Genomic DNA, 21,086 nt, shown 5'->3' with positions numbered 1-21,086 from the left:
GGTCGCCCGGTCGAGCCGGGCGACGACAGCGTCAGCTCAATCCAGCTTCGCTTCCATCCCGCGCTTCACCGCCGGGCGCGCCATCAGCGCCTCGTACCAGCGCTTGACGTTGGGGAAATCGGCCAGATCAACCTTGTGGCGAGGGTGGCGCCAGGCCCAGCCCAGGATGGCAAAATCGGCAATCGAGAGCTCGCCGGCGACGAAGTCGCGCCCCTCAAGCCGCCGGTCGAGCACGCCGTAGAGCCGGCGCGTCTCCGCCATGAAGCGCTTCAGGCCGTAAGCGCGATCCTGCTCATTCTCCAGCGCGATGAAATGGTGCACCTGGCCCGGCATCGGGCCGAAGCCGCCCATCTGCCACATCAGCCATTCGTAGACGGGAATCCGCTCGCTCAGCGATTTCGGCAGGAATTTGCCGGTCTTTTCGCCGAGATAAAGCAGGATCGCGCCTGATTCGAAGATGCTCACGGGCTTGCCGTCGGGCCCCTCGGGATCGACGATCGCGGGAATCTTGTTATTGGGGGAGAGCTTGAGGAACTCGGGCGCCATCTGCTCGCCCTTGGTGATGTTCACCGGGATCACCTTGTAGGGCAGCCCCATTTCCTCCAGCGCGACCGAGATCTTGCGGCCGTTCGGCGTGTTCCAGGTGTACAGCTCGATGGTCATTCCGTTTCCTTCCCCAGGAGGCTTGCCCCCTCAACTACTCTAGAAGGTTGCACCCCCACAACCGGCGGTCCGGGATGGCCGATCCCTGTTGACGGGAGGCGCCCCCTCTGGAATGTCGCGACTGTGCCGGATAAATTCCGCCTCCACCAAAGACGCTGTTCGAGGGACCGCCGTGTCGAAATCTGCCTCCCGCGCCCGCCTGTTCGAAATCATCCGCCGGCGCTCATTCGGCCGCGGCGAGGTGACGCTCGCGTCGGGCCGCAAGAGCGATTTCTATTTCAACCTCAAGCCGACCATGCTCGACCCTGAAGGCGCGACGCTGCTCGCCGAGCTGACCTATGAGGCGCTCAAGGACGACCAGCTCGATTTCATCGGTGGGCTCGAGATGGGCGCCGTGCCGCTCGCCGGCGCGCTGGCGCAGATCTCCTGGATCAAGGGCCATCCGATCGCGGCCTTCTTCGTGCGCAAGAAGCCGAAAGAGCACGGTGCCAAGCTCGCGATCGAAGGCCTGCCCAAGGGCGAGACGCTGGCGGGCAAACGCGTGGTGATCGTCGAGGACGTCACCACCACGGGCGGTTCGGCGATGAAGGCGGTGGAATCGGTGCGCGAGACCGGCGCCAATGTGGTGCTGGTGCTCACCATGGTCGACCGCGAGGAAGGCGCCACCGACACCTTCGGTGCGGCCGGCCTGCCGTTCCGCTCGCTGTACAAGGCGTCGGAGTTCCTGAAGGCGTAAGAGGACGAGGTATTCTCCGCCGACATGCCCGAGCGTGCCCCGGGAGCAACGCCGTCCGTGAAAGCTGCGCGCGGCCATAAAGAGATCACCGCCTCGTCTTGAAACCGCCTCCACGCAACAGCTCATTTACCATCGCGCATTACGGTGAATCGTGTGCTGGAGACCTCGAGGGTCCTGGCCGGTTCCATAGCGTCGGGTGGAGTGAGCCGTGCGTACAGAGTTGTCCCATACGCAGCGTCGCGCGATGCTCGCAGCCGTCATGGTTGCGGTTCCCATGCTTGCGGCCCCGGCCCCGGTTTCGGCCGAAGGCCTGTTCGACTTCCTGTTCGGCGGAATGCAGCGGCCGCAGCCACAGCAGCCGAACTCCAACTCCGATCCCTTCACAGGCCAGCAGAATCCGCAATATGTACCGCCGACACGCTCGGCCGCAGCCGGCGGCTCGGGCCCGGCTTTCTGCGTGCGCAGCTGCGATGGCAAATATTTCCCGCTGATGCGGGGCATGGTCTCACCAGCGCAGATGTGTCAGGCTTTCTGCCCCGCCACCGCCACGAAGGTCTATTTTGGGTCCAGCATCGACGGCGCCTATTCACAGACCGGCGAGCGCTACGCCGACAGCGAGAACGCGTTCGCCTATCGCAAGGCGCTGCGCGCCGACTGCACCTGCAACGGACGTGATCCGGTCGGCCTCGCCCCGGTCGATCTTGCGCTGGATTCGTCGCTGAAGGCCGGCGACGTGATTGCCACCACCGACGGCCTCGTCGCCTATACCGGCATCCGCGTCGGGAACGACCAGGCCGCGGACTTCACCCCGGTTGCCTCCTATCCCGGCCTCACCGCCCAGGTCCGCGCGCGCCTCGGCGAGATGAAAGTGGCGCCGGTGCGGGCAGAGACGGTGTCGACGGACGCCCCGGCCCCCGCCGAGATCGTGCGCGAGGTGCTGCCTGACGTGACGGTGCCAAAGACGGCCGCCAAGCCGGCGAAGCGCGCGGGGCTGGATTGATCTCGCGTCCCGGGCGCGCTGCGCCTTGTCCGGGGCACGGCCGTCACCTGCCGATAATCACCCCGATCACGTTCGGCGCTGCCAGATATTTCTCCTCGATCGCCGCGCGCGCGGCGGCGCGGTTTTCCGGCGTCAAGAGGCCGCGCTTCTCGGCCAAAATCATCCAGCAGAAGCCCCACCAATCGGTCAGCATGCCCGCTTCGTCGACAAGGTCGTAACCCTGCTCGGCCGCGAAGATGCGCGCATGGGCCTCGTCCAGCGTGTCGAGAAACAAATGGTCCTCGGTCGAGAACAGATCGTCGCTGATGTCGTCGATGGTGTAGCCCCAGATCGAATGGCACACCGCGTTGAATTCGCGATCGAACTGGTCGTCATCGACGGCGTAGCGCCGGGCCGCCTGATGCAGCCGTGACAGCGAGCGCGCGAAATCGGCGATCCGGGTAAGGGCAAATTGGTCGAAGGCAACGGTGGACATGTAGTCCTCGCAAAGTCGGACAGACGCTAGATATTGTGTCGGCAAGGCGCCGAATCACAATGATATATCAAAGACTTGCTAAAGTGTTCTTAATTTGTTCCAGGGAATGGTGCGCCGGTCCTGAATGCGGAATTGAAAGGGGCCGCCTCGCAGCGACCCCCTGCCGGTTACAATCTTGTTCGGGATGAGAAATTCCAGCCCCGGCAAGCGTGACGTTAGAACCGGCAACGGGCTCGGGCGATTCCGGAAAAATACTGGATGTAGCGCTGTCCTAATTTGGGCCGGGATCTCAATAACAGCGCGAGGCCGCGATGGCGTGGACCCGACGGTCGCCGAGCAGATGGGCGACGAAGCCGTTCTTCGGAAAGATCCTGGCGAAGGCCGCGTCGCGGATGCTGAGGCCGCCGGCATAGGCGCCGAAGGCGGGCATCACGGCACGCATCCCGTCACTGGCGAAACAGCGGCGCTCCATCGAGCGACCGCGCGCGGAGACGCGCGCCTTCGGATGCAGATGGCCCGCGATCTCGCCGCTTGCGCCGGTCGGCTCGTGGCGGAAGGTGATCGGGCCGATCGTGACTTCGTCCGCGACGGTGCCGCCGAGATCGCGCGGCAGCATGGGATCGTGATTGCCTGAGATCCAGATCCAGTCGCGGCCGCCCTGGAGCGCCGCGACGGCATTGCGATCGTCGGGCGACAGGCGCTCATGCGCGGTGCGGTCGTGAAAGCTGTCACCGAGCGCGACGACGATTCGCGGATCGTGGCGGGCGATGACGGCGGCGAGCCGGCCGAGCGTCGCGAAGGTATCGTAAGGCGGCAGCAGCACGCCGCGCATAGCGAAGCTCGAACCCTTTTCCAGATGCAGGTCGGAGACGACGAGCAGCCGCTGCTCTTCCCAGAACAGCGCGCCGGAGAGATCGGTGGCGAAGGTCGCGGTGGAAACATCCAGAGTGCGGGTAGAAGTCAGGGATGGTGCCACATGTTCCGTCATGGCCGGGCTCGTCCCGGCCATCCACGTTCTTGCTGCAGCGAGAAGGACGTGGATGCCCGGGACAAGCCCGGGCATGACGATGTAGATAGAGTTGCGCCCCGAAAATACATTCTTGCCGTTTACGACATCGCCTCTTTGACGAGTTCATCGGCCGCTTCGGCCAGGAGTTCGTCTGCAGCTTCGCCATAGACTGACTCGCGGCCGATTTCCAGCATCACGGGGACGGCCAGCGGGGAGACGCGGTCGAGTTCCCGGTGCGTGATGCGGCCGTGGATTCGGGCCAGCATGTCGCCGAGTCGGCGCAGGTCGAGCAGGCCGGTGGCGGCATCGGCACGCGCGGCGCGCAGCAGCACGTGGTCGGCCTGGTGCTTGCGCAGCACGTCGTAGACGAGATCGGTCGAGAACAGCACCTGACGGCGGCTCTTCTCTTCGCCGGTGTGGCGGCGCGCGATCAGGCCGGAGATGATCGCGCAGTTGCGGAACGTGCGCTTCATCAGCGCGGATTCGGCGAGCCAGGCCTCGAGGTCGTCGCCGAGCATATCGGGGTCGAACAGCGCGTCGAGGTCGATCCTGCCGTCCCGGATCATGAACGAGAGATCGCCGAGCGCCCAGATCGCCACGGCATATTCGTTGGCGACGAAGCCGAGCGGCCGCGCGCGGGCGCGCTCCAGCCGGCGCGTCAGCAGCATGCCGAGGGTCTGATGCGCGAGACGCCCCTCGAAGGGATAGCAGACCAGATAATGCTTGTTGGCGCGTGGAAAGCTCTCGACCAGGAGCTCCCGCACCGCCGGCACGCGCGAGACGTCCTTCTGCAGCGACAGCCAGTCGCGCACCTGCTCCGGCAAGCCACTCCACGCGCGGCCGTCGTCGAGCAGCCGGCGCACGCGCTCGGCGAGATAGGTCGAGAGCGGAAACTTGCCGCCCATATAGGATGGCACCTTCGGGTCCTTGTCATGCGCGCGCGAGACATAGACCTGGTCCTCGACCAGGGTCTCGTAGCGCACCACCTCGCCTGAGAACACGAAGGTATCGCCGGGGCTGAGGCCCTCGATGAAGGCCTCCTCGATCTCGCCGAGCAGCCTGCCGCCGCGCGCGATCACCCCGGTCGAGCCGCCTGCCTTTCCTTGGCCGCCGCCGCGCGAGCGCACCAGCCGCACCTTCAGCATGTCGTCCTCGACGATGGTGCCGACATTCATGCGGTAGCTCTGCCGCACCTTTGGATTGGCGACGCGCCAGCGGCCCTCCTTGTCCTGCTTGATGCGGGCGAAGCGCTCATAGGTTTTCAGCGCGTAACCGCCGGAAGCGACGAAATCGACGACATCGTCGAAATCCTGCCGCGACAGGTCGGCATAGGGCGCGGCCGTGCGAACCTCGGCATACAGATCATCGCTGAGGAACGGCTCGCCGCAGGCGCAGCCGAGCACATGCTGCGCCAGCACGTCGAGGGCGCCCGTGCGCAAGGGCGGCGTGTCCTGCGCGTTCTCGGCGATGGCATCGATGGCGACGCGGCACTCCAGCACCTCGAAGCGGTTGGCCGGCACCAGCACCGCGCGCGAAGCTTCATCGAGGCGGTGATTGGCGCGGCCGATGCGCTGCATCAGGCGCGAGGAGCCCTTGGGCGCGCCGATATTGATGACGAGATCGACATCGCCCCAGTCGACGCCGAGGTCCAGCGAGGAGGTGCAGACCACGCCGCGCAGTCTGCCCGCCGACATGGCGTCCTCGACCTTGCGGCGCTGGGCGACGTCGAGCGAACCGTGATGCAGCGCGATGGCAAGGCCGTCGTCGTTCATGCTCCAGAGATTCTGGAACAGCATCTCGGCCTGGCTACGGGTGTTGACGAAGACTAGCGTGGTCTTGTTCGCCTTGATCAGCTCGTAGATTTCAGGGAGCGCGTGGCGCGCGCTGTGGCCGGCCCAGGGCAGCCGCTCGCGCGTATCGAGCATCTCGACCACGGGCGGCGCGGCACCGCCGGCGACGACGAGATCGGCGGCGGCTTCCTTGCCGTCTGGCTGCGGCACCAGGAAGCGCGCGAGCTGATCCGGCTCGGCCACGGTCGCCGACAGACCGATCGCGCGCATCTGCGGCGCGAGGCGCCAGAGCCGCGCAAGCCCGAGCGAGAGCAGATCGCCGCGCTTGGACGTCACCAGCGCATGCAGCTCGTCGAGCACGATGCGCTTCAGGGAGGAAAACAGGAACGGTGCGTCGTCGGAGGAGAGCAGCAGCGCGAGCTGCTCGGGCGTCGTCAGCAACACGTCCGGCGGATAGCGCCGCTGCCGTTGCCGCCGCGAGACCGGCGTGTCGCCGGTGCGGGTCTCGACCTTGATCGGCAGCGCCATCTCCGCGATCGGCCGCTCCAGATTGCGCGCGATGTCGACGGCGAGCGCCTTGAGCGGCGAGATGTAGAGGGTGTGCAGGCCGCCGGCGCGCTGCACGCTGCGGCCGGTGGAGACGAGGTTCTTCTTCGCGCCCGCCTCCCGTTCGACCGACTGCGCCGACAGCTCCACCAGCGTCGGCAGAAACCCGGCGAGCGTCTTGCCGGCGCCGGTCGGCGCAATCAGAAGCGCCGAGCGGTCCTCGCGCGCCTTCTCCAGCAGCGCCAGCTGATGCGCGCGCGGCGACCAGCCGCGGGCTGCGAACCACGCCTGAAAGCGATCCGGCAGCAATGCGGCCGGCTCGGCCGATGTTTGGAGGATACGGGGCGGCACAGCATGACAGGTAAGCCGCAGGAGCGGATTCGTCGAGGGGTGGCCCTCCCCGCTTGCGGCGAGAAGGGCACGAGGTCTCACGCCCCGATCGGCACCTGGTTCAGAAATCCGGTCACGCGGCTGATGCGCCCGTCCTTCAGCACGGCAAAATCGGTGCCCTTGATCGGGCTGTCGGCGCCATCAGGACCAAGTCCCCACGAAAAGCGGATGTGATCGCCGTAGCCGTCGGGCTCGCCGATCAGCTTGAACCTGAAATCGGGAAAGCGCTGCTGCACACCCGCGATCAGCGCCTCGATGCCATCTCGGCCGTCGCCCTTCATCAAGGGATCGACATAGCTCGCATCCGTCGTCCAGCTTTCGCTGAGCAGCTCGCGACGGCGTCCGGCCGTGCGCTCGTTCCAGAGCTCGATGTAGCGGTGGGCGATGGTGGTGGGGTCCGTCATGCTGCTCTCCTTCGATGGTGCCGTGTTCGGCCGACCGCCACTCTCGAAGGTTTACGCGCGCCGATCGATTACCTCGGAGATCATGCGCCCACAAAAATGCAGAAGCGCGACGATGCTCTCATCGCGCTTCTGCCGCATCCCAATGCCGCGAAGACTACTTCGCCGCCGTCACCATGATCTCGACGGTGTATTGCGGGGCAGCCAGCTTGGCTTCGACGGTGGCGCGCGCCGGGGTGTTGCCGGGCGACACCCAGGCGTCCCACACCGCGTTCATCTCGCCGAAGGTCTTCATGTCGGTGATGTAGATCGTTGCCGACAGCAGCTTCGACTTGTCGGTGCCGGCCTTGGCGAGGTGGCCGTCGATGGTCGCCAGGATGTCCTGGGTCTGCTTCGTCACGCTTTCGCCAGCCGCCTTGTTCGCGACGACGCCGGCGAGATAGACGGTGTTGCCGTGCACGACGACCTGGCTCATGCGCGGGCCGGTTTCAAAACGCTGAATGCTCATTGGGGATCTCCTGGTGGAATGGCGGCCCTGTCTAGCCCAGCACCTCGCGCTCTGCCACCCCGGGCACGCATGCGTGGCCGGGCACGCATGCGCCGCGTGCGGCGGATGCGTCACCGCCGATGCGAGCCTCGCTTCAAGGAAACTGGCTGAAGAACGTCCAGATCGTCTCGGCACCGTCAATGTCAGCGTTCTGCGGCCCCAGCAGGCCGGCGGCGACCTTCGGGAAGCGGGCATCCGGAGAAAATCCGGGCACGCGATGGCCACCATGGTTGACACGATAGAGCACGACGTCGTGCCCCCGGGGACAGCGTGAGGAGATCCGCGTGACCGTGGAATGGTCTGCGGGCGCCCTGTCCGGCAAATCAGTCGTCTCGGCGTCATCGGTCTCGCAGCCATTGAGCCTGCGCCAGAATGCCAGCGTCTCGTCGGTCGACCAGAACCCGTCCGCGGCAAAATAGCTCGATCCGCGCCCGCCCTCGTAAGGGACCAGCAGGTCGGCGGTGCCGTTCATGAGCAGCATCGGGACCGGCCGCGACGGATGACACGTGACGGCGGCCTCGTCGGTGAGATTCATGATCACACTCGCAGCTGCCGCAAACAAATCGGCGCGCGCGCAGGCCATGGTCATCGCCATGGCGCCGCCATTGGAGATGCCGGCGACGAAGACGCGCCTTGCATCGGCCGTGCCGTCGGCCACCAGCTTCTCGACGAGCCTTGCGATGAAGCCGACGTCATCGGTACCCGCCGGTGGTCCGCGCAGGGCGGGCCCCGCCTTCGTTCGCGCGTCCGCCCATGCATTGTTGAGCCCGTCTGGAAAGACCACGGCCAGGCCCTCGCGCTTTGCAACCTGCGGCCAGGCCGTCCGCGTGATCATGTCGGCACCGCGCTGGGTCTTGCCATGCAGCACGATCACGAGCGGTGCAGGCCTCTTGGCCGGCAGTTGCGCGGTGTAGGAGCGCTTCACGCCGTTGACGTCGATCGTATCGGCGGATGCAGCTGAAGCTGCCGCCAATGAAGCGGCCAGCGCCCCGATGCGCATCCATCGCCGCACGATCTAGCCCACCGCTTTGGCGGCGGCACGGCCCGCATTGCGGCCCGAGAACAGGCAGCCGCCAAGAAAAGTGCCCTCCAGCGAGCGGTAGCCATGCACGCCGCCGCCACCGAAGCCGGCGGCCTCGCCGACGGCGTAGAGGCCGGGAATGACGCGGCCCTCTTCCCCGAACACCCGGGAGTCGAGATCGGTCTCGAAGCCGCCCAGCGTCTTGCGGGTGAGGATGTTGAGCTTTACCGCGATCAGCGGCCCATGCGCGGGATCGAGGATGCGGTGCGGGGAGGCGGTGCGGATCAGCTTGTCGCCGATGTAGCGGCGCGCATTGTGGATGTTCATGACCTGCGCATCCTTGACGTAAGGATTGGCGATCTCGCGGTCGCGCGCCTCGATCTGCATCTTGATGTGCTCGAGCCTCAGGAGATCGCTGCCGGCGAGCTTGTTCATGGCCGCAACGAGCTCATCGAGCTTGTCGCGGACGATGAAGTCGATACCATGGCTCTTGAACGCCTCCACCGGCGCCGGCGCGCCCTTGTTGGTGGCACGGCGCAAGGTCATGCGCCAGCTCTTGCCGGTCAGGTCGGGGTTCTGCTCCGAGCCCGACAGCGCAAACTCCTTCTTGATGATGCTCTGGGTCAGGATGAACCAGGAATAATCGTACCCCGTGGACATGATGTATTTGAGCTGGCCAAGCGTGTCGGAGCCAGGGAACAGCGGCGCCGGCAGCCGTGTGCCCGTGGCGTCGAACCACATCGCCGACGGACCGGGCAGGATGCGGATACCGTGGCGCGGCCAGATCGGATTCCAATTCTGGATGCCCTCGACGTAGTGCCACATCCGGTCGCGATTGATCAGCCGTGCGCCGGTCTTTTCCGTGATGCCGATCATGCGACCGTCGACATGCTCGGGCACGCCGGAGATCATGAATTTCGGCGGCTCACCTAGCCGCTTCGGCCAGTTCTGCCGCACCAGCTCATGATTGCCGCCGATGCCGCCGGAGGCGACGATCACGGCCTGAGCCTTCAGCGCAAACTCGCCGACGACGTTGCGGGAGGAGCTCTTGCCGCGCTCGATCGTGTCGGGCGCAAGGACGGCGCCGCTGACGCCACCCACGGTGCCATTGGTGATCGAGAGCGCATCGACGCGATGGCGGAACCTGAAGCTCAGCCGGCCGCTTCTAGCGGCCTCGCGCGCGCGGCGCTCGAACGGTTCGACGAGGCCGGGGCCGGTGCCCCAGGTGACATGGAAGCGCGGCACCGAATTGCCGTGTCCCATCGCGTCGTAGCCGCCGCGTTCGGCCCAGCCGACCACGGGGAAGATGCGATGGCCCATCGCGCGCAGCCAGCCCCGCTTCTCGCCGGCCGCGAACGCCACATAGGCCTCGGCCCATTTCCGCGGCCAGAAATCCTCGTCGCGGTCGAATCCCGCGGTGCCGAGCCAGTCCTGCATGGCCAAGTCGAAGGAATCCTTGATCCCGAGCCGGCGCTGCTCCGGCGAATCGACCAGGAACAATCCGCCGAACGACCAGAACGCCTGTCCGCCGACCGATTGCTCGCCTTCCTGGTCCACGACGATGACGCGCTTGCCCGCGTCGGCGATCTCGGTGGCGGCAACGAGGCCCGACAGCCCCGCACCGACGACGATAACGTCTGCTTCCTCAGCCATGCATTTCCCCCTCCATGGGTTCCCCCTGTAGTTGCCCGGATTGAAGCCAGCGGTTGCAACTGAGATCAAGGGTATGGCGCGTAAGACCTCATTAACTTGTTCCGCTTTGGGATAGAGACCAGCCGAGTGCAGCGCGGACGCAACACTGGATTTGAATTTGTTTTGATCGAGCCGGGCTGCCTAGACAAAACCTTGGTTACGACAGACGCTAGCTGTGCATCACCACCTGACACGCAGATTCGAATTCGCTGGGGCGGGGACAATGAAGTTTCTGACGGGATTGCTTGCGGTGGTTCTCCTGATCGTGGGCATGGGGGCTTCTCACGCGGTGGTTCGGATCGCGGATGACCGCGGCGGCCGGATTGGAACCTACGTCGACAAGTACCAGGACCTCAGGCAATCGGGCGAGACCGTCATCATCGACGGCCTCTGCGCCTCCGCCTGTACCATCGTCCTCGGCGCAATCCCGCACGATCGGATCTGCGTGACCTCGCATGCGACGCTCGGCTTCCACGCCGCCTGGGATTTCGGCTCCAATGGCCGCGCCATCACCAATCCTGAAGCAACCCAGATGCTCTATGCGATGTATCCCTCGCAGGTGAAGCGCTGGATCGGCCAGCGGGGCGGGCTTACCCCACGCATGCTCTTCCTGAAGGGCAAGCAGCTCGAAGCCATGTACAAGCCCTGCTACCTGGACGCGCAGGCCTCGACGGCCAAGCCGTCGCGCCGATCGCTCCCAAAAGCGGATCAACTCGAATCCGCTCGGGGTCAGCTCCTTCACTGATATTCGTCAGCCCGGATCTGTTTGCGCCGCCGGCGGCGTCTTGCCCGCAGGCGGCGCAAAGCCTATCTGAAAGCCTGGGAACCGGGGCCTTCGTCCCGATCGTTGTCATGGCTCAACCACTGCATCCAGCGCATCGGCTATCGGACAATTCGCCCACTGCCGGCCGGATGCCATCCGTGCTGCTGTGGGCCGGCGCGGCAATCGGCAGTCTCGTCATGATTGGCGCACTGGCGCTCTGGTTCCATTATGGCAGCCAGGTGTTCTTCGAAATGATCAGGACCGGCTTTGCCGCCTGCTTCTGACCTGCGACAGGAAGTTTTCCGCCCATGAGTCCCGCTGCCCGTCCGCTGGTGATCGCGACCGCCTTCGCCGCAAGCCTGGTTATCGGGCTCCTGATCCTGTTCTGGGCCATGGGCGGGCTGAGCAAGGTGGCGCAGCCGGCCGCGATCGGCGGCCCGTTCCAGCTGACCGACCAGAACGGCAAAGCCGTCACCGACAAGAGCCTCAAGGGCAAGCCGACCCTGATCTTCTTCGGCTACACCCATTGCCCCGACGTCTGCCCGACCTCCCTATTCGAAATCTCGGAGGTGCTGCGCGTAATGGGCAAGGATGCCGACAAGATCAATGCCGTCTTCATCTCGGTCGATCCCGAGCGTGATACGCCGGCGACCATGAAGGATTATCTGTCGAGCTTCGATCCGCACCTCGAGGGCCTGTCCGGCGATCCCGCCGAGACCGCCAAGGTCATCAGCTCCTACCGCGTCTATGCCAAGAAGGTCCCGACCAAGGACGGCGACTACACCATGGACCACACGGCGCTGATCTATCTGATGGACCGCGAAGGGAGGTTCGTCTCGCCGTTCAATTTGAAGCGGACGCCGGAGGAGGCGGCTGCGGAGTTGAAGAAGTATCTCTGAGGCCTGCGTTCGAGCTGCGCACTCCGTTGCACCTCTCCCGCTTGCGGTCGCGCCGAAGGCGCGGGTGAGGGCTCTCTCCTCTAGGGGGCTCTCGCCCAGAGGAAACACCCTCTCCCCAACCTTCCCCCGCAAGCGGGGGAGGGAGCGCACCTTCACCTTGGCCACATTCCGGGCTCGCGTTCCCGTCCGGATGGTCTATAAGGCCCTCCGATCCCAACGAAATTCATTCATTTCCGGCCGATGGCTTCATCGCAACAGGCGAAATCGTTCAAATCTGCCCGTGGCTTGCTGATGGGGTTGGCCGCCGCCGCGTGCCTGTTCGCAGCCCTGCCCGCCGAGGCCCAGACGCCCGCCAAGCGGCCCCCAGCGGCGCCCCAGGCCACGCCACAGCACCACCCCCCAGGCAGCCCCGCAGGCCGTGCCCGGCTTCTGGGATCCGCGCCGGCGACCGGAGCGGCCGGACCTGTCGCGCCTGACCGTGATCCGCTTTTTGACCGAGACCGACTATCCGCCGTTCAACTACACTGGCGCAGACGGCAACCCGGCCGGCTTCAACGTCGATTTCGCCCGCGCCCTGTGCGAGGAGATCAAGGTCACGTGCACGGTGCAGATGCGCCGCTTCGAGACGCTGGTGGACGCGCTCACCTCCAACCGGGGCGATGCCATCATCGCCTCGATGGCGGTGAGCCCGCAGCTGCGCGCCCGCGTCGACTTCACCGATCCGTATTACCGCGTGCCGGCGCGCTTCGTCTCCCGCAAGGACGCGGTCATGCCGGAGATCCGGCCCGAATATCTCGAGGGCAAGAAGGTCGGCGTCATCGCCGGCTCCGCGCATGAGGCCTACCTAAAGGCGATGTTCACCGACGCCGAACTGCATGCCTATCCCAGTGACGATGCGATGCGCGCAGCTTTGCGCAGGGGCGAGGTCGATTTCATCTTCGGCGACGCCATCTCGCTGGCGTTCTGGATCAACGGCACGGATTCCGGCGATTGCTGCGCCTTCTCCGGCGGTCCCTTCGTCGAGAGCCGCTTCTTCGGCGAAGGCATCGGCATCGCCGTGCGCAAGGGCAACGACGTGCTGCGCCAGGCCCTGAACTGGGCGATGTTCCGCGTCTGGGAAAAAGGCCGCTATACCGATCTGTGGCTGCGGTATTTCTCGGTGAGCCCGTTTTAGCCAGCCAAACCCGTCATTCCGGGGTGCGCGAGGCGCGGACTATAGTGCGCAATTGCGCACCTGAGAATCTCGAGAATGTTGAATTGTCATTCCGGGATGGTCCGAAGGACCAGACCCGGAATCTCGAGATTCCGGGTTCGATGCTGCCGCATCGCCCCGGAATGACAACAACCGTTCTTTTGCATTCTGCCCGGAAATCGCTATTTTCCGCGGCCCGGAGGCCCCTGATGTCCGTTATCGATATTGCCGCGAACCCGAGCGACCTGCGTGCGCTCGCCGAACAATCCAACGCCTGGCCGTTCGAGCAGGCGAAGGCCATTGTCGCGCGGCTGAAGAAGAGCCCGAAGGACGAGGTGCTGTTCGAGACCGGCTACGGTCCCTCCGGACTGCCGCATATCGGCACGTTCGGCGAGGTCGCGCGCACCTCGATGGTGCGCCATGCCTTCCGCGTGCTGACCGAGGACAAGATCAGGACCCGCCTGCTCGCCTTCTCCGACGACATGGACGGCCTGCGCAAGGTGCCCGACAACGTGCAGAACAGGGCGCCGCTGGAAGCCAATCTCGGCAAGCCGCTGACGCGCGTGCCTGATCCCTTCGGTACGCATGACAGCTTCGGCGCGCACAACAATGCGCGGCTTCGCGCCTTCCTCGACCATTTCGGCTTCGATTACGAGTTCGCGAGCTCGACCGACTACTACACGTCGGGCCGCTTCGACGCGACGCTGCTGAAGATGCTCGCCGCCTACGACAAGATCATGGCGATCATCCTGCCGACGCTGGGTCCCGATCGCCGCGCGACCTATTCGCCGTTCCTTCCGATCAGCAAGACAACCGGTGTCGTGCTGCAGGTGCCGATGATCCGCCGCGACGTCGCGGCTGGCACGGTGACCTATGTCGATCCCGATACGAACCAGGAGGTCGAAACGCCCGTCACCGGCGGCAACGTCAAGTGCCAGTGGAAGGCCGACTGGGCGATGCGCTGGGTCGCGCTCGGAGTCGACTACGAGATGGCCGGCAAGGATCTGATCGATTCCGTGAAGCTGTCCGGCGCCATCGCCAGGGCGCTCGGCGCCACGCCGCCCGAGGGCTTCAACTACGAGCTCTTCCTCGACGAGAAGGGTCAGAAGATCTCGAAGTCGAAGGGTAACGGCCTCACCATCGACGAATGGCTGCGCTATGCCTCGCCGGAATCGCTGTCGCTGTTCATGTATCGCGAGCCGAAGGCGGCCAAGCGGCTCTATTTCGACGTCATCCCGCGCAATGTCGACGACTACCAGCAGTTCCTCGACGGCTTTGCCAAGCAGGACGGCAAGCAGCAGCTCGGCAATCCGGTCTGGCACATCCACAACGGCAAGCCGCCGAAGGGCGACATGCCCGTCACCTTCCAGCTGCTCTTGACGCTGGTCTCGTCGTCGAACGCGGAGAATGCAGAGACGCTGTGGGGCTTCATCGGTCGCTATCGTCCCGGCGTGACGGCGCAGACGCATCCGAAGCTCGACGCGATGGTCGGCTACGCCATCAACTACTATCGCGACTTCGTCGCGCCGACGAAGCAGTTCCGGGTGCCGACAGACAGCGAGCGCGCCGCGCTCCAGGATCTGCGCGATGCGCTGTCGCAGTTGGCGCCGGACGTTTCGGCCGAGGACATCCAGAACGTCGTCTACGAGGTCGGCCGCCGCGATCCGTTCCTCGACCAGGTCAAGAAGGGCAAGGACGGCCGCCCCGGCGTCACGCTCGACTGGTTCAACATGCTCTACCAGGTTCTGCTCGGCCAGGAGAAAGGCCCGCGCTTCGGCTCCTTCGTTGCCGTGTACGGCGTGCAGAACGCCGTCAACATGATCGACGGCGCGCTGGCGCGATCAGCGTAACGCTCAGCGACGACCCGTAGCCCGGATGAGCGTAGCGACATCCGGGGCGCCTCAATGAAGGTCCCGGATATCGCTTCGCTCATCCGGGCTACGGACCCTTCGCTCGCCCCAGCTCAGATCGAGCGCAGCACGTAGCGCCGGTTGTCCTTCTGCACCGGCCGCGCGTTCATCGGATAGAGTTTTGCGAACGCGGCGACATCGGCGGCGGCGACCTGGATCGGGTCGGTCAGCAGCAGCCACTCGACGACCTCCGAGCAGGGCGGCGTCGTCAGCGAGCCGGGATAGCGGAAATAGCTGAGCTTCTGTGGCAGCATGGCGTGAGGATCGATGGTCGCGTCGGCCTTCACCGCGGGTCCTTCCGCCTTCGGCATGGTCTTCACGATCTTGCCGAAGGCCGCGTTCGGCCTGCCCTCGGTCATCAGCACGCCGACCACGGCGAGCCCGCCGGCCTCGTTGCGATGGACGAAATGCGCCTCCATCGGAAAATTCTTGCCGCCGATCATGTGCTCGCTCGGCCGGTGAAAGTGCACCTGAAGCAGCTTGTACTTGACGTCGCCAAGCGTGAGCGTGCTGCCTTCGGCGAAGTTGAGCTGGATCGTGTGCCCGTTGTTGACGATGGTGTCGGCGCTCTTGCTCCAGTTCAGCTTCAGAACCGGCAATTGCGACTTGATCGTCGCCTCGATGTCGATCGGCGATTGTTGCAGGCCGACCGCGCAGGCCTTGTTGGCCGCATCGAGATCGCCCCATTTGGCCGGCCCCCCGGCGCCCTCATAACTCCAATGCGTGCCTTCGGCGGCGAAAGCCGGCTTGCAGAGCGGACATAGCGCAAGACCCGCCAGGGCCTTCAATGCGTGACGGCGATTCATCTTATCCCTCAAAGACAAACTGGATCGACAATATCGGCTGCAGCCTATGCAAGAGGAGCGGTGAGTCGCAAGGTCGCTCGCTGCCGGCCGCGGCGCGGTGGTGTCACCGCGCCCGGCACCATGCCGACGGAAGGCGATCACTGGCTTGCCCACAGAATCCGCGCAATCCACGCCACATCGCCCGCCGCCATCGCGCGTTCGGCCTGTGTCCCATCGATCGGCTCAAGCTCCAGCGCCTTTGCAGTGCGGCGCTTCAGCGTCGCGACCGTCACCTCACCCGCCTTGCTCCTCACCACCACGCGATCGCCTTTGCGGATCTGCGCGCCGGGCGAGACCAGGACGATGTCGCCGTCGCGATAGACGGGCGCAAGCGCATTGCCAGAAATCTCCAGCGCAAAGGTGTGGCCGTCCTCGGTGGTGGGAAGCGCGATCTCGGTCCAGCCCCTGCCGGATGGAAGGCCGGCCTCGTCGAAGGCGCCGCTCATCCCGGCCTGCGCGAAGCCGAGCAGCGGCACCGAGCGCCCGTCGCGCGCGCCGTCATTGTCAATCAACTTCGCAAAGCTGTCGATCGAGGCGCCGGCCGCGGCCAGCGCCTTTGCGATCGATTCGGTCGAGGGCCAGCGCTCACGGCCGTCGGCGGTGACGCGCTTGGACCTGTTGAAGGTGGTGGGGTCGAGGCCGGCACGCTTGGCAAGCCCGGACGGCGACAATCCGGCGCGCGCCGCCAGCCGATCCAGCGCGGCCCAGATCTGGTCGTGAGTCAGCATCCTCTGCGCTTTGGCTAGTCTGACCATGGAAGGTCCAGCCCGTCGCAACTCAGGAAAACTATCCTCAAATCAACCGGTTTTCCGTTTTTCGCGCAAGAGGTGGTGGTGGAAAGCGCTTTCAAGCGAAGTGGGTACCGGTTCGCCTCACGAAAACGCGTCAAAACAAGAATCCAGGGCCCCGTTTCGATTTCATCGGAACGGAAAAGACTCTAAGTCTTGAGTTCGGAAGGAACGGCCTTTACGGTCGCGCCCGGGTTTTGCGGACCTGCGAGAGACGAAAAAACCCAAAAAACTCAAAGAACAAACAAGGCTGCGGAAGCGGTGGTCAAGATCTACAAAATCTGTCCGGCCTCGGCCTGGCGCGAGGCGGAACGGCAGGGTGCCTACCGGGGCAGCGCGGATGACGCGCGCGACGGATTCATCCATTTCTCGACTGCTGCCCAGGTTCCCGAGACCCTGCGCAAGCACTATTTCGGGCAACGTGCGCTGTTCCTGGTCGAGGTCGACGGCGACGTGCTCGGTAGCGAGTTGCGCTGGGAGCGGTCGCGCAACGACGATCTGTTTCCGCATCTCTATGGCGAGCTCGATCTCGGCGCGGTAATCGCGGTGATCAGCCTCAACATGCGCTCCGACGGCGGTCACGATGTTCCGGAGCTCTTGCCGTGATCCGCGCGTTCGACGCCTTTTCGCTGCCGGTGCTGCGCTGGCTCGACCCCGAAGATGCGCATCGCCTCGCGATCCAGGGCCTGCGCTTCCTGCCGCCGGCCAAGCCGCGTGCCGATGATCCCAAGCTCGCGGTGCGCGCCTTCGGGCTGAACTTTCCCAATCCGATCGGCATGGCCGCGGGCTTCGACAAGAGCGCCGAGGTTCCGGACGCGCTGCTGCGACTCGGCTTCGGCTTCGTCGAGATCGGTTCGGTGACGCCGAAGCCGCAAGAGGGCAATCCGCGGCCGCGGCTGTTCCGGCTCGAGCGCGACGAGGCGATCATCAACCGCATGGGCTTCAACAATGACGGTGCGGAGGTTGCGTTGCGCCGGCTTGCCGCGCGTGCGCAGCACGGCGGCATCGTCGGCGTCAATGTCGGCGCCAACAAAGATTCGCCGGACCGGGTCGCCGACTACGTCAAGCTGATCGAGACCTTTGCGCCGGTGGCGAGCTATTTCACCGTCAACGTCTCCTCGCCGAACACGCCCGGCCTGCGCAATCTGCAGGAAGGCGCGCTGCTCGACGATCTCCTCGCACACGTGATCGACGCCCGCGAGCGGGTGCGCCAGAAGGCGGGCGACACGCCGGTGCTGCTCAAGATCGCGCCGGATTTGAGCCTTGCCCAGCTCGACGACATCGTCCAGGTCGCGCGTTCGCGCCGGGTCGACGGCATGATCGTGTCGAACACCACGATCGCGCGGCCGAGCACGTTGCGTGAGCAGGTGCGGGCGAAGGAGCAAGGCGGCCTGTCCGGCCGACCGCTGTTTCGCCTGTCGACGCGCATGGTCGCCGAAACCTATGTGCGCGTCGAGGGCGCGTTCCCGCTGATCGGCGTCGGCGGCGTGGACTCGGGCGGCGCCGCGCTGACGAAGATCCGCGCCGGCGCCAGCCTGATCCAGCTCTATTCGTCGCTGGTCTACAAGGGCCTCGGCCTCGTCGACGAGATCAAGCGCGACCTGACCTCGACGCTGCTCCGCACGGGCCGGGATTCGCTCTCCGATATCGTCGGTGCTGACGCGGCGACGCTCACGGCGGAAGACTGGCCGGGGATGTGATGGCCTCTCCGTGCCCCGGACGCAGCACAGCGCGCCGAGTTCGGCGTGGTAGGCTGCAGAGCCGGGGCCCATGTGGCGGCGCTCTGGATCCCGGCTCTGCGCAGCAGGCGTTTCACGCTGCAGCGCGTCCGGGACACGAGAACTACAGCTTCGAAAACGTCGCCCGATACAGCGCCGGATAGCGCGCACCCTGCAAGCCGCCGCGGGCGACGTAGAACGCGATCAGCGCGCACCACAAACCGGCATTGCCGAACGATTGCAGCGCCAGCCAGACGCCGAAAAAGATCGCGAGCGAAGCCAGCATCAGATTGCGCATCTCGCGCGCCCAGGTCGCGCCGACATAGATGCCGTCGAAGCCGAAGGCGAACACACCGGGGATCGGCGCAAGCACGATGAACGGCAGGAAGTCGCGCGCGGCGCGGCGAACGTCCTCACTGGCCGTCATAACATTGATCAGGCTGGGGCCGAACAGCGCGAACAGCACGGCGACGACCAGCGCGAAGCCGAGGCCCCAGAGCAGCACCAGCTTGGTCGAATCCGCAAATCCCCTGGCGTCGCGCGCGCCAAAGCTGCGGCCGCAGAGCTGCTGGGCTGCGTTGGCGAGGCCGTCGAGGAAGAAGGCGCTGACCAGGAGGAAATTGTTGAGTACGGAGTTCGCCGCCAACGTGACGTCGCCGGCGCGCGCGCCCTTGGCGGTGAAGAACAGGAACACGGCGATCAGCGCCGCCGTGCGGATCATGATGTCGGAGTTCACCGCCAGCAGACGCATCAGCTTTGCGCGGTTGAACAGCGTTGCGCGGGGCACCCTGAAGCCACCGTCCGCATAGCGCCGGCACACGATCACGCCGAGCACGAAGCCGGTCGTCTCCGAGAGCAGCGCGGCAATTGCCGCGCCGGCAATGCCGGTGTCGTAGACAAGCACCAGCAGGATCGTCGCCACCATGTTGATGAGGTTGATGACGACCTGGAGCGCAAGGGCTGGATTGGCGCGGGCCTGCCCGACCAGCCAGCCGAGCACGACGTAATTGGCGAAGGCGAATGGCGATGACCAGATCCGGATCATGAAATAAGTTTTCGCCGCGCGGGTCACGCCTTCGCTGCCGCCCATCAGGTCGAACAGCACCGAGGTCAGCGGCAGTTGCAGCGCGATCAGGCCGGTGCCGATCAGGCCGGCAACGATGAAGCCGCGTACCAGGATCGCGGTCTGCTCGCGCGTCTCGCCGGCGCCCAGCGCCTGTGCGGTGAAGGCGAGCGTGCTCATGCGCAGGAAGCCGAACAGCCAGAACAGGCAGTCGAAGATGACGGAGGCCATCGCGACGCCGCCGAGCAGCGCGGCATCGTCGAGCCGTCCGATCGCGGTGGTCGAGACCACGCCGATCAGCGGCGTGGTCAGGTTCGCGACCATCGCCGGTCCCGCGATGGAGAACACCTGTCGGGAGCTTATCCTGGGATGAACCGGTGCGTGCATGTCAGAACACGAGCACCATGCCGTCCTCTGCAGCGAGATGCGGCACTTCGCCCAGACGTGACAGCATGTCGTCGCTCATATGGGTGAGGACGAGCCGCTTGGCGCCGATCGCGGGCAGATGCTGTTCCAAGGTCTTCAGGCTGAGATGGTTCTTGACCACCTTCTCGTACATGTAGGCTTCCGCGATGAAAAGGTCTGCGCCATGCGCCAGCGGAATGAGCGTCTCCGTCCATTCGGTATCGGCGCTGTAGGCGAGCGTGCGGCCTTCGGCCTCGATGCGATAGGCCAGGAAAGGCCCGCCGGATTCGCCGTGCACGACCGGATAGGGTGTCACCGTCACCGCGCCGAAGCTCTGGCTTTGCTCGGGGGCGAGTTCGATGACGTTCAGCTCGAATCGTTGTTTGGTCCTTGAGGAATGCTCGAACAGCGCTTCCATCAGTTGGGCAAGCCGCGCCGCGATGCCTTTCGGACCCGCGATCGTCAACGGCCGCGTCCGCCGTGAGAATTGCGCGTCGAGCAGGACAAACGGGAGCCCGCCAAAATGGTCGCCGTGGAAATGCGTGATCAGGATCAGATCGATCTCGTTGCAGTCGATCTCGAGCCGCTTCAGCGCCGGCAGTGTCGACGCGCCGCAATCGATCAGGAAGTTGGCCTCGCGCCCGGAGACGTGGAAGCAGGTGTTGAGCCTGCCGCCGGAGCCGAAAGCATCGCCGCAGCCGACAAAGCGCAATTGCATCGGCAGCGAGCCTTCAAAATCTCACCGGCCGCGCGGCGCGCCGAAGACGCGCGAGAGCAGCCAGATCGGGATGACGATGACGGCGCCGAGCAGGAAGTAGCGCCACAGCCAGTTCACGGCATCGAAGCCGAGATCCCAGAGACGCTGGAACAGGAGACGAATGCTAGTGATGATGTTCCAGGGGTCGAAGCCGATCGCGGCCAGCACGACGCCGACCAGGATCGAGAGCAGGACCAGGCGAAACGCGACCGCCAGCGGGGAGCCGCCGAGAAAGCGGTGCAGGCCGTCGCTGCGGCCGGCCGGCAAATCTCTGACGTCTTGGACCATCGCAAACTCCTCAGGGGATTCGACCTCATTATAGGACACGGCGAGGCACATGGGGAACCCGCAACGAGGCGTCAATCAGCTTACCGCACTTTAATTCGGGCGAGCGCGCCACGGGTTGGCTGCAACCTCTCCCGCTTGCGGGAGAGGTCGGCGCGGAGCGCCGGGTGAGGGCTCTGCCTCTTGGGGGA

Annotated in this window: 21 protein-coding genes and 1 pseudogene; 9 read left to right on the top strand and 13 right to left on the bottom strand. The window is 65.3% G+C overall.

Features of this window, described 5'->3' with window-relative positions:
* Positions 1 to 36 precede the first annotated feature (36 nt).
* Positions 37 to 663 (bottom strand): glutathione S-transferase family protein, encoded by a 627-nt coding sequence (locus ABIA42_RS35990; RefSeq protein WP_061879621.1) that lies wholly within the window; start codon positions 661 to 663, stop codon positions 37 to 39.
* Positions 664 to 835: 172 nt separating this feature from the next.
* Between ABIA42_RS35990 and pyrE the strand changes: the two genes are divergently transcribed.
* On the top strand, positions 836 to 1,399 hold the full coding sequence (gene pyrE / locus ABIA42_RS35985) for an orotate phosphoribosyltransferase (protein ID WP_027575142.1): 564 nt from the start codon (positions 836 to 838) through the stop codon (positions 1,397 to 1,399).
* A gap of 244 nt (positions 1,400 to 1,643) precedes the next feature.
* On the top strand, positions 1,644 to 2,399 hold the full coding sequence (locus ABIA42_RS35980) for a DUF2865 domain-containing protein (RefSeq protein WP_370123747.1): 756 nt from the start codon (positions 1,644 to 1,646) through the stop codon (positions 2,397 to 2,399).
* Between the two features lie 43 nt (positions 2,400 to 2,442).
* Here the strand turns inward: ABIA42_RS35980 and ABIA42_RS35975 are convergent, their stop codons facing one another.
* From ABIA42_RS35975 to ABIA42_RS35945, 7 genes are all read right to left on the bottom strand, one after another.
* The gene (locus ABIA42_RS35975; RefSeq protein WP_370116318.1) at positions 2,443 to 2,874 is read right to left on the bottom strand and encodes a hypothetical protein; all 432 of its coding nucleotides are present in this window, start codon (positions 2,872 to 2,874) and stop codon (positions 2,443 to 2,445) included.
* 289 nt (positions 2,875 to 3,163) lie between these two features.
* Positions 3,164 to 3,862 (bottom strand): ligase-associated DNA damage response endonuclease PdeM, encoded by a 699-nt coding sequence (gene pdeM, locus ABIA42_RS35970; RefSeq protein WP_370116320.1) that lies wholly within the window; start codon positions 3,860 to 3,862, stop codon positions 3,164 to 3,166.
* Positions 3,863 to 3,981: 119 nt separating this feature from the next.
* Entirely contained in the window at positions 3,982 to 6,570 is a 2,589-nt protein-coding gene (locus ABIA42_RS35965) for a ligase-associated DNA damage response DEXH box helicase (RefSeq protein ID WP_370116322.1), read from the bottom strand.
* Positions 6,571 to 6,647: 77 nt separating this feature from the next.
* Complete coding sequence (locus ABIA42_RS35960; RefSeq protein WP_370116324.1) at positions 6,648 to 7,013, bottom strand: nuclear transport factor 2 family protein; 366 nt, start codon at positions 7,011 to 7,013, stop codon at positions 6,648 to 6,650.
* Positions 7,014 to 7,167: 154 nt separating this feature from the next.
* Complete coding sequence (locus ABIA42_RS35955; protein WP_027575148.1) at positions 7,168 to 7,518, bottom strand: RidA family protein; 351 nt, start codon at positions 7,516 to 7,518, stop codon at positions 7,168 to 7,170.
* Between the two features lie 133 nt (positions 7,519 to 7,651).
* Positions 7,652 to 8,569 (bottom strand): PHB depolymerase family esterase, encoded by a 918-nt coding sequence (locus tag ABIA42_RS35950; protein WP_271527256.1) that lies wholly within the window; start codon positions 8,567 to 8,569, stop codon positions 7,652 to 7,654.
* A gap of 3 nt (positions 8,570 to 8,572) precedes the next feature.
* Entirely contained in the window at positions 8,573 to 10,231 is a 1,659-nt protein-coding gene (locus ABIA42_RS35945) for an FAD-binding dehydrogenase (protein ID WP_370116326.1), read from the bottom strand.
* A gap of 262 nt (positions 10,232 to 10,493) precedes the next feature.
* Here ABIA42_RS35945 and ABIA42_RS35940 point away from each other — a divergent pair, with 262 nt between their 5' ends.
* The 5 genes and pseudogenes from ABIA42_RS35940 (at position 10,494) to ABIA42_RS35920 (ending at position 14,974) form a co-directional block, all read left to right on the top strand.
* On the top strand, positions 10,494 to 11,015 hold the full coding sequence (locus ABIA42_RS35940; protein WP_271527258.1) for a hypothetical protein: 522 nt from the start codon (positions 10,494 to 10,496) through the stop codon (positions 11,013 to 11,015).
* A 107-nt stretch (positions 11,016 to 11,122) separates the two neighbouring features.
* Positions 11,123 to 11,317: a hypothetical protein gene (locus ABIA42_RS35935; RefSeq protein ID WP_131871839.1), complete on the top strand. Its 195-nt coding sequence runs from the start codon at positions 11,123 to 11,125 to the stop codon at positions 11,315 to 11,317.
* A gap of 24 nt (positions 11,318 to 11,341) precedes the next feature.
* The gene (locus ABIA42_RS35930) at positions 11,342 to 11,932 is read left to right on the top strand and encodes an SCO family protein (protein WP_271527259.1); all 591 of its coding nucleotides are present in this window, start codon (positions 11,342 to 11,344) and stop codon (positions 11,930 to 11,932) included.
* A 240-nt stretch (positions 11,933 to 12,172) separates the two neighbouring features.
* Positions 12,173 to 13,106, top strand: a pseudogene (locus tag ABIA42_RS35925) (transporter substrate-binding domain-containing protein).
* A gap of 227 nt (positions 13,107 to 13,333) precedes the next feature.
* Positions 13,334 to 14,974 (top strand): lysine--tRNA ligase, encoded by a 1,641-nt coding sequence (locus tag ABIA42_RS35920; protein ID WP_370116329.1) that lies wholly within the window; start codon positions 13,334 to 13,336, stop codon positions 14,972 to 14,974.
* A gap of 113 nt (positions 14,975 to 15,087) precedes the next feature.
* Here the strand turns inward: ABIA42_RS35920 and ABIA42_RS35915 are convergent, their stop codons facing one another.
* Positions 15,088 to 15,840, bottom strand: a complete 753-nt coding sequence (locus tag ABIA42_RS35915) for a carbonic anhydrase (RefSeq protein ID WP_271527262.1) — start codon at positions 15,838 to 15,840, stop codon at positions 15,088 to 15,090.
* Between the two features lie 137 nt (positions 15,841 to 15,977).
* Complete coding sequence (locus tag ABIA42_RS35910; RefSeq protein WP_370116331.1) at positions 15,978 to 16,634, bottom strand: helix-turn-helix transcriptional regulator; 657 nt, start codon at positions 16,632 to 16,634, stop codon at positions 15,978 to 15,980.
* Positions 16,635 to 16,928: 294 nt separating this feature from the next.
* On the opposite strand from ABIA42_RS35910, the gene ABIA42_RS35905 reads away from it, so the two are divergent.
* Together ABIA42_RS35905 and ABIA42_RS35900 are read left to right on the top strand one after the other, a co-directional pair.
* Positions 16,929 to 17,273, top strand: coding sequence for a DUF952 domain-containing protein (locus ABIA42_RS35905; RefSeq protein WP_370116333.1), 345 nt, complete (start codon positions 16,929 to 16,931; stop codon positions 17,271 to 17,273).
* Positions 17,270 to 18,367 (top strand): quinone-dependent dihydroorotate dehydrogenase, encoded by a 1,098-nt coding sequence (locus tag ABIA42_RS35900; protein ID WP_028181548.1) that lies wholly within the window; start codon positions 17,270 to 17,272, stop codon positions 18,365 to 18,367. The genes ABIA42_RS35905 and ABIA42_RS35900 overlap by 4 nt, the downstream gene beginning before the upstream one ends.
* 142 nt (positions 18,368 to 18,509) lie before the next feature.
* On the opposite strand, the gene ABIA42_RS35895 is transcribed toward ABIA42_RS35900, so the two are convergent.
* From ABIA42_RS35895 to ABIA42_RS35885, 3 genes are read right to left on the bottom strand one after another with little or no spacing between them, the layout of a single operon-like run.
* On the bottom strand, positions 18,510 to 19,835 hold the full coding sequence (locus ABIA42_RS35895) for an MATE family efflux transporter (protein ID WP_271527266.1): 1,326 nt from the start codon (positions 19,833 to 19,835) through the stop codon (positions 18,510 to 18,512).
* Between the two features lies 1 nt (position 19,836).
* A complete protein-coding gene (locus tag ABIA42_RS35890; protein WP_271527267.1) occupies positions 19,837 to 20,571 on the bottom strand; it encodes an MBL fold metallo-hydrolase in 735 nt (244 codons plus the stop codon).
* A gap of 21 nt (positions 20,572 to 20,592) precedes the next feature.
* Positions 20,593 to 20,898: a DUF6460 domain-containing protein gene (locus ABIA42_RS35885; protein WP_028181545.1), complete on the bottom strand. Its 306-nt coding sequence runs from the start codon at positions 20,896 to 20,898 to the stop codon at positions 20,593 to 20,595.
* Between the last annotated feature and the right edge of the window lie 188 nt (positions 20,899 to 21,086).

This window comes from Bradyrhizobium sp. USDA 327 (genome assembly GCF_041262065.1).
GTDB lineage: Bacteria > Pseudomonadota > Alphaproteobacteria > Rhizobiales > Xanthobacteraceae > Bradyrhizobium > Bradyrhizobium liaoningense.
Note: the sequence above shows the minus strand (reverse complement) of the source record. Positions and strands in the feature narration are given on the sequence as shown.

What these genes read in the sequence shown, in the direction of transcription:
- ABIA42_RS35895 (WP_271527266.1), bottom strand. Translation starts at nt 19,835, where the DNA reads ATGCACGCACCGGTTCATCCCAGGATAAGCTCCCGACAGGTGTTCTCC.
- pdeM (WP_370116320.1), bottom strand. Translation starts at nt 3,862, where the DNA reads ATGACGGAACATGTGGCACCATCCCTGACTTCTACCCGCACTCTGGAT.
- ABIA42_RS35990 (WP_061879621.1), bottom strand. Translation starts at nt 663, where the DNA reads ATGACCATCGAGCTGTACACCTGGAACACGCCGAACGGCCGCAAGATC.
- ABIA42_RS35915 (WP_271527262.1), bottom strand. Translation starts at nt 15,840, where the DNA reads ATGAATCGCCGTCACGCATTGAAGGCCCTGGCGGGTCTTGCGCTATGT.
- ABIA42_RS35975 (WP_370116318.1), bottom strand. Translation starts at nt 2,874, where the DNA reads ATGTCCACCGTTGCCTTCGACCAATTTGCCCTTACCCGGATCGCCGAT.
- ABIA42_RS35920 (WP_370116329.1), top strand. Translation starts at nt 13,334, where the DNA reads ATGTCCGTTATCGATATTGCCGCGAACCCGAGCGACCTGCGTGCGCTC.
- ABIA42_RS35945 (WP_370116326.1), bottom strand. Translation starts at nt 10,231, where the DNA reads ATGGCTGAGGAAGCAGACGTTATCGTCGTCGGTGCGGGGCTGTCGGGC.
- ABIA42_RS35890 (WP_271527267.1), bottom strand. Translation starts at nt 20,571, where the DNA reads ATGCAATTGCGCTTTGTCGGCTGCGGCGATGCTTTCGGCTCCGGCGGC.
- ABIA42_RS35960 (WP_370116324.1), bottom strand. Translation starts at nt 7,013, where the DNA reads ATGACGGACCCCACCACCATCGCCCACCGCTACATCGAGCTCTGGAAC.
- ABIA42_RS35935 (WP_131871839.1), top strand. Translation starts at nt 11,123, where the DNA reads ATGGCTCAACCACTGCATCCAGCGCATCGGCTATCGGACAATTCGCCC.
- ABIA42_RS35980 (WP_370123747.1), top strand. Translation starts at nt 1,644, where the DNA reads ATGCTCGCAGCCGTCATGGTTGCGGTTCCCATGCTTGCGGCCCCGGCC.
- ABIA42_RS35910 (WP_370116331.1), bottom strand. Translation starts at nt 16,634, where the DNA reads ATGGTCAGACTAGCCAAAGCGCAGAGGATGCTGACTCACGACCAGATC.
- ABIA42_RS35940 (WP_271527258.1), top strand. Translation starts at nt 10,494, where the DNA reads ATGAAGTTTCTGACGGGATTGCTTGCGGTGGTTCTCCTGATCGTGGGC.
- ABIA42_RS35885 (WP_028181545.1), bottom strand. Translation starts at nt 20,898, where the DNA reads ATGGTCCAAGACGTCAGAGATTTGCCGGCCGGCCGCAGCGACGGCCTG.
- ABIA42_RS35930 (WP_271527259.1), top strand. Translation starts at nt 11,342, where the DNA reads ATGAGTCCCGCTGCCCGTCCGCTGGTGATCGCGACCGCCTTCGCCGCA.
- ABIA42_RS35955 (WP_027575148.1), bottom strand. Translation starts at nt 7,518, where the DNA reads ATGAGCATTCAGCGTTTTGAAACCGGCCCGCGCATGAGCCAGGTCGTC.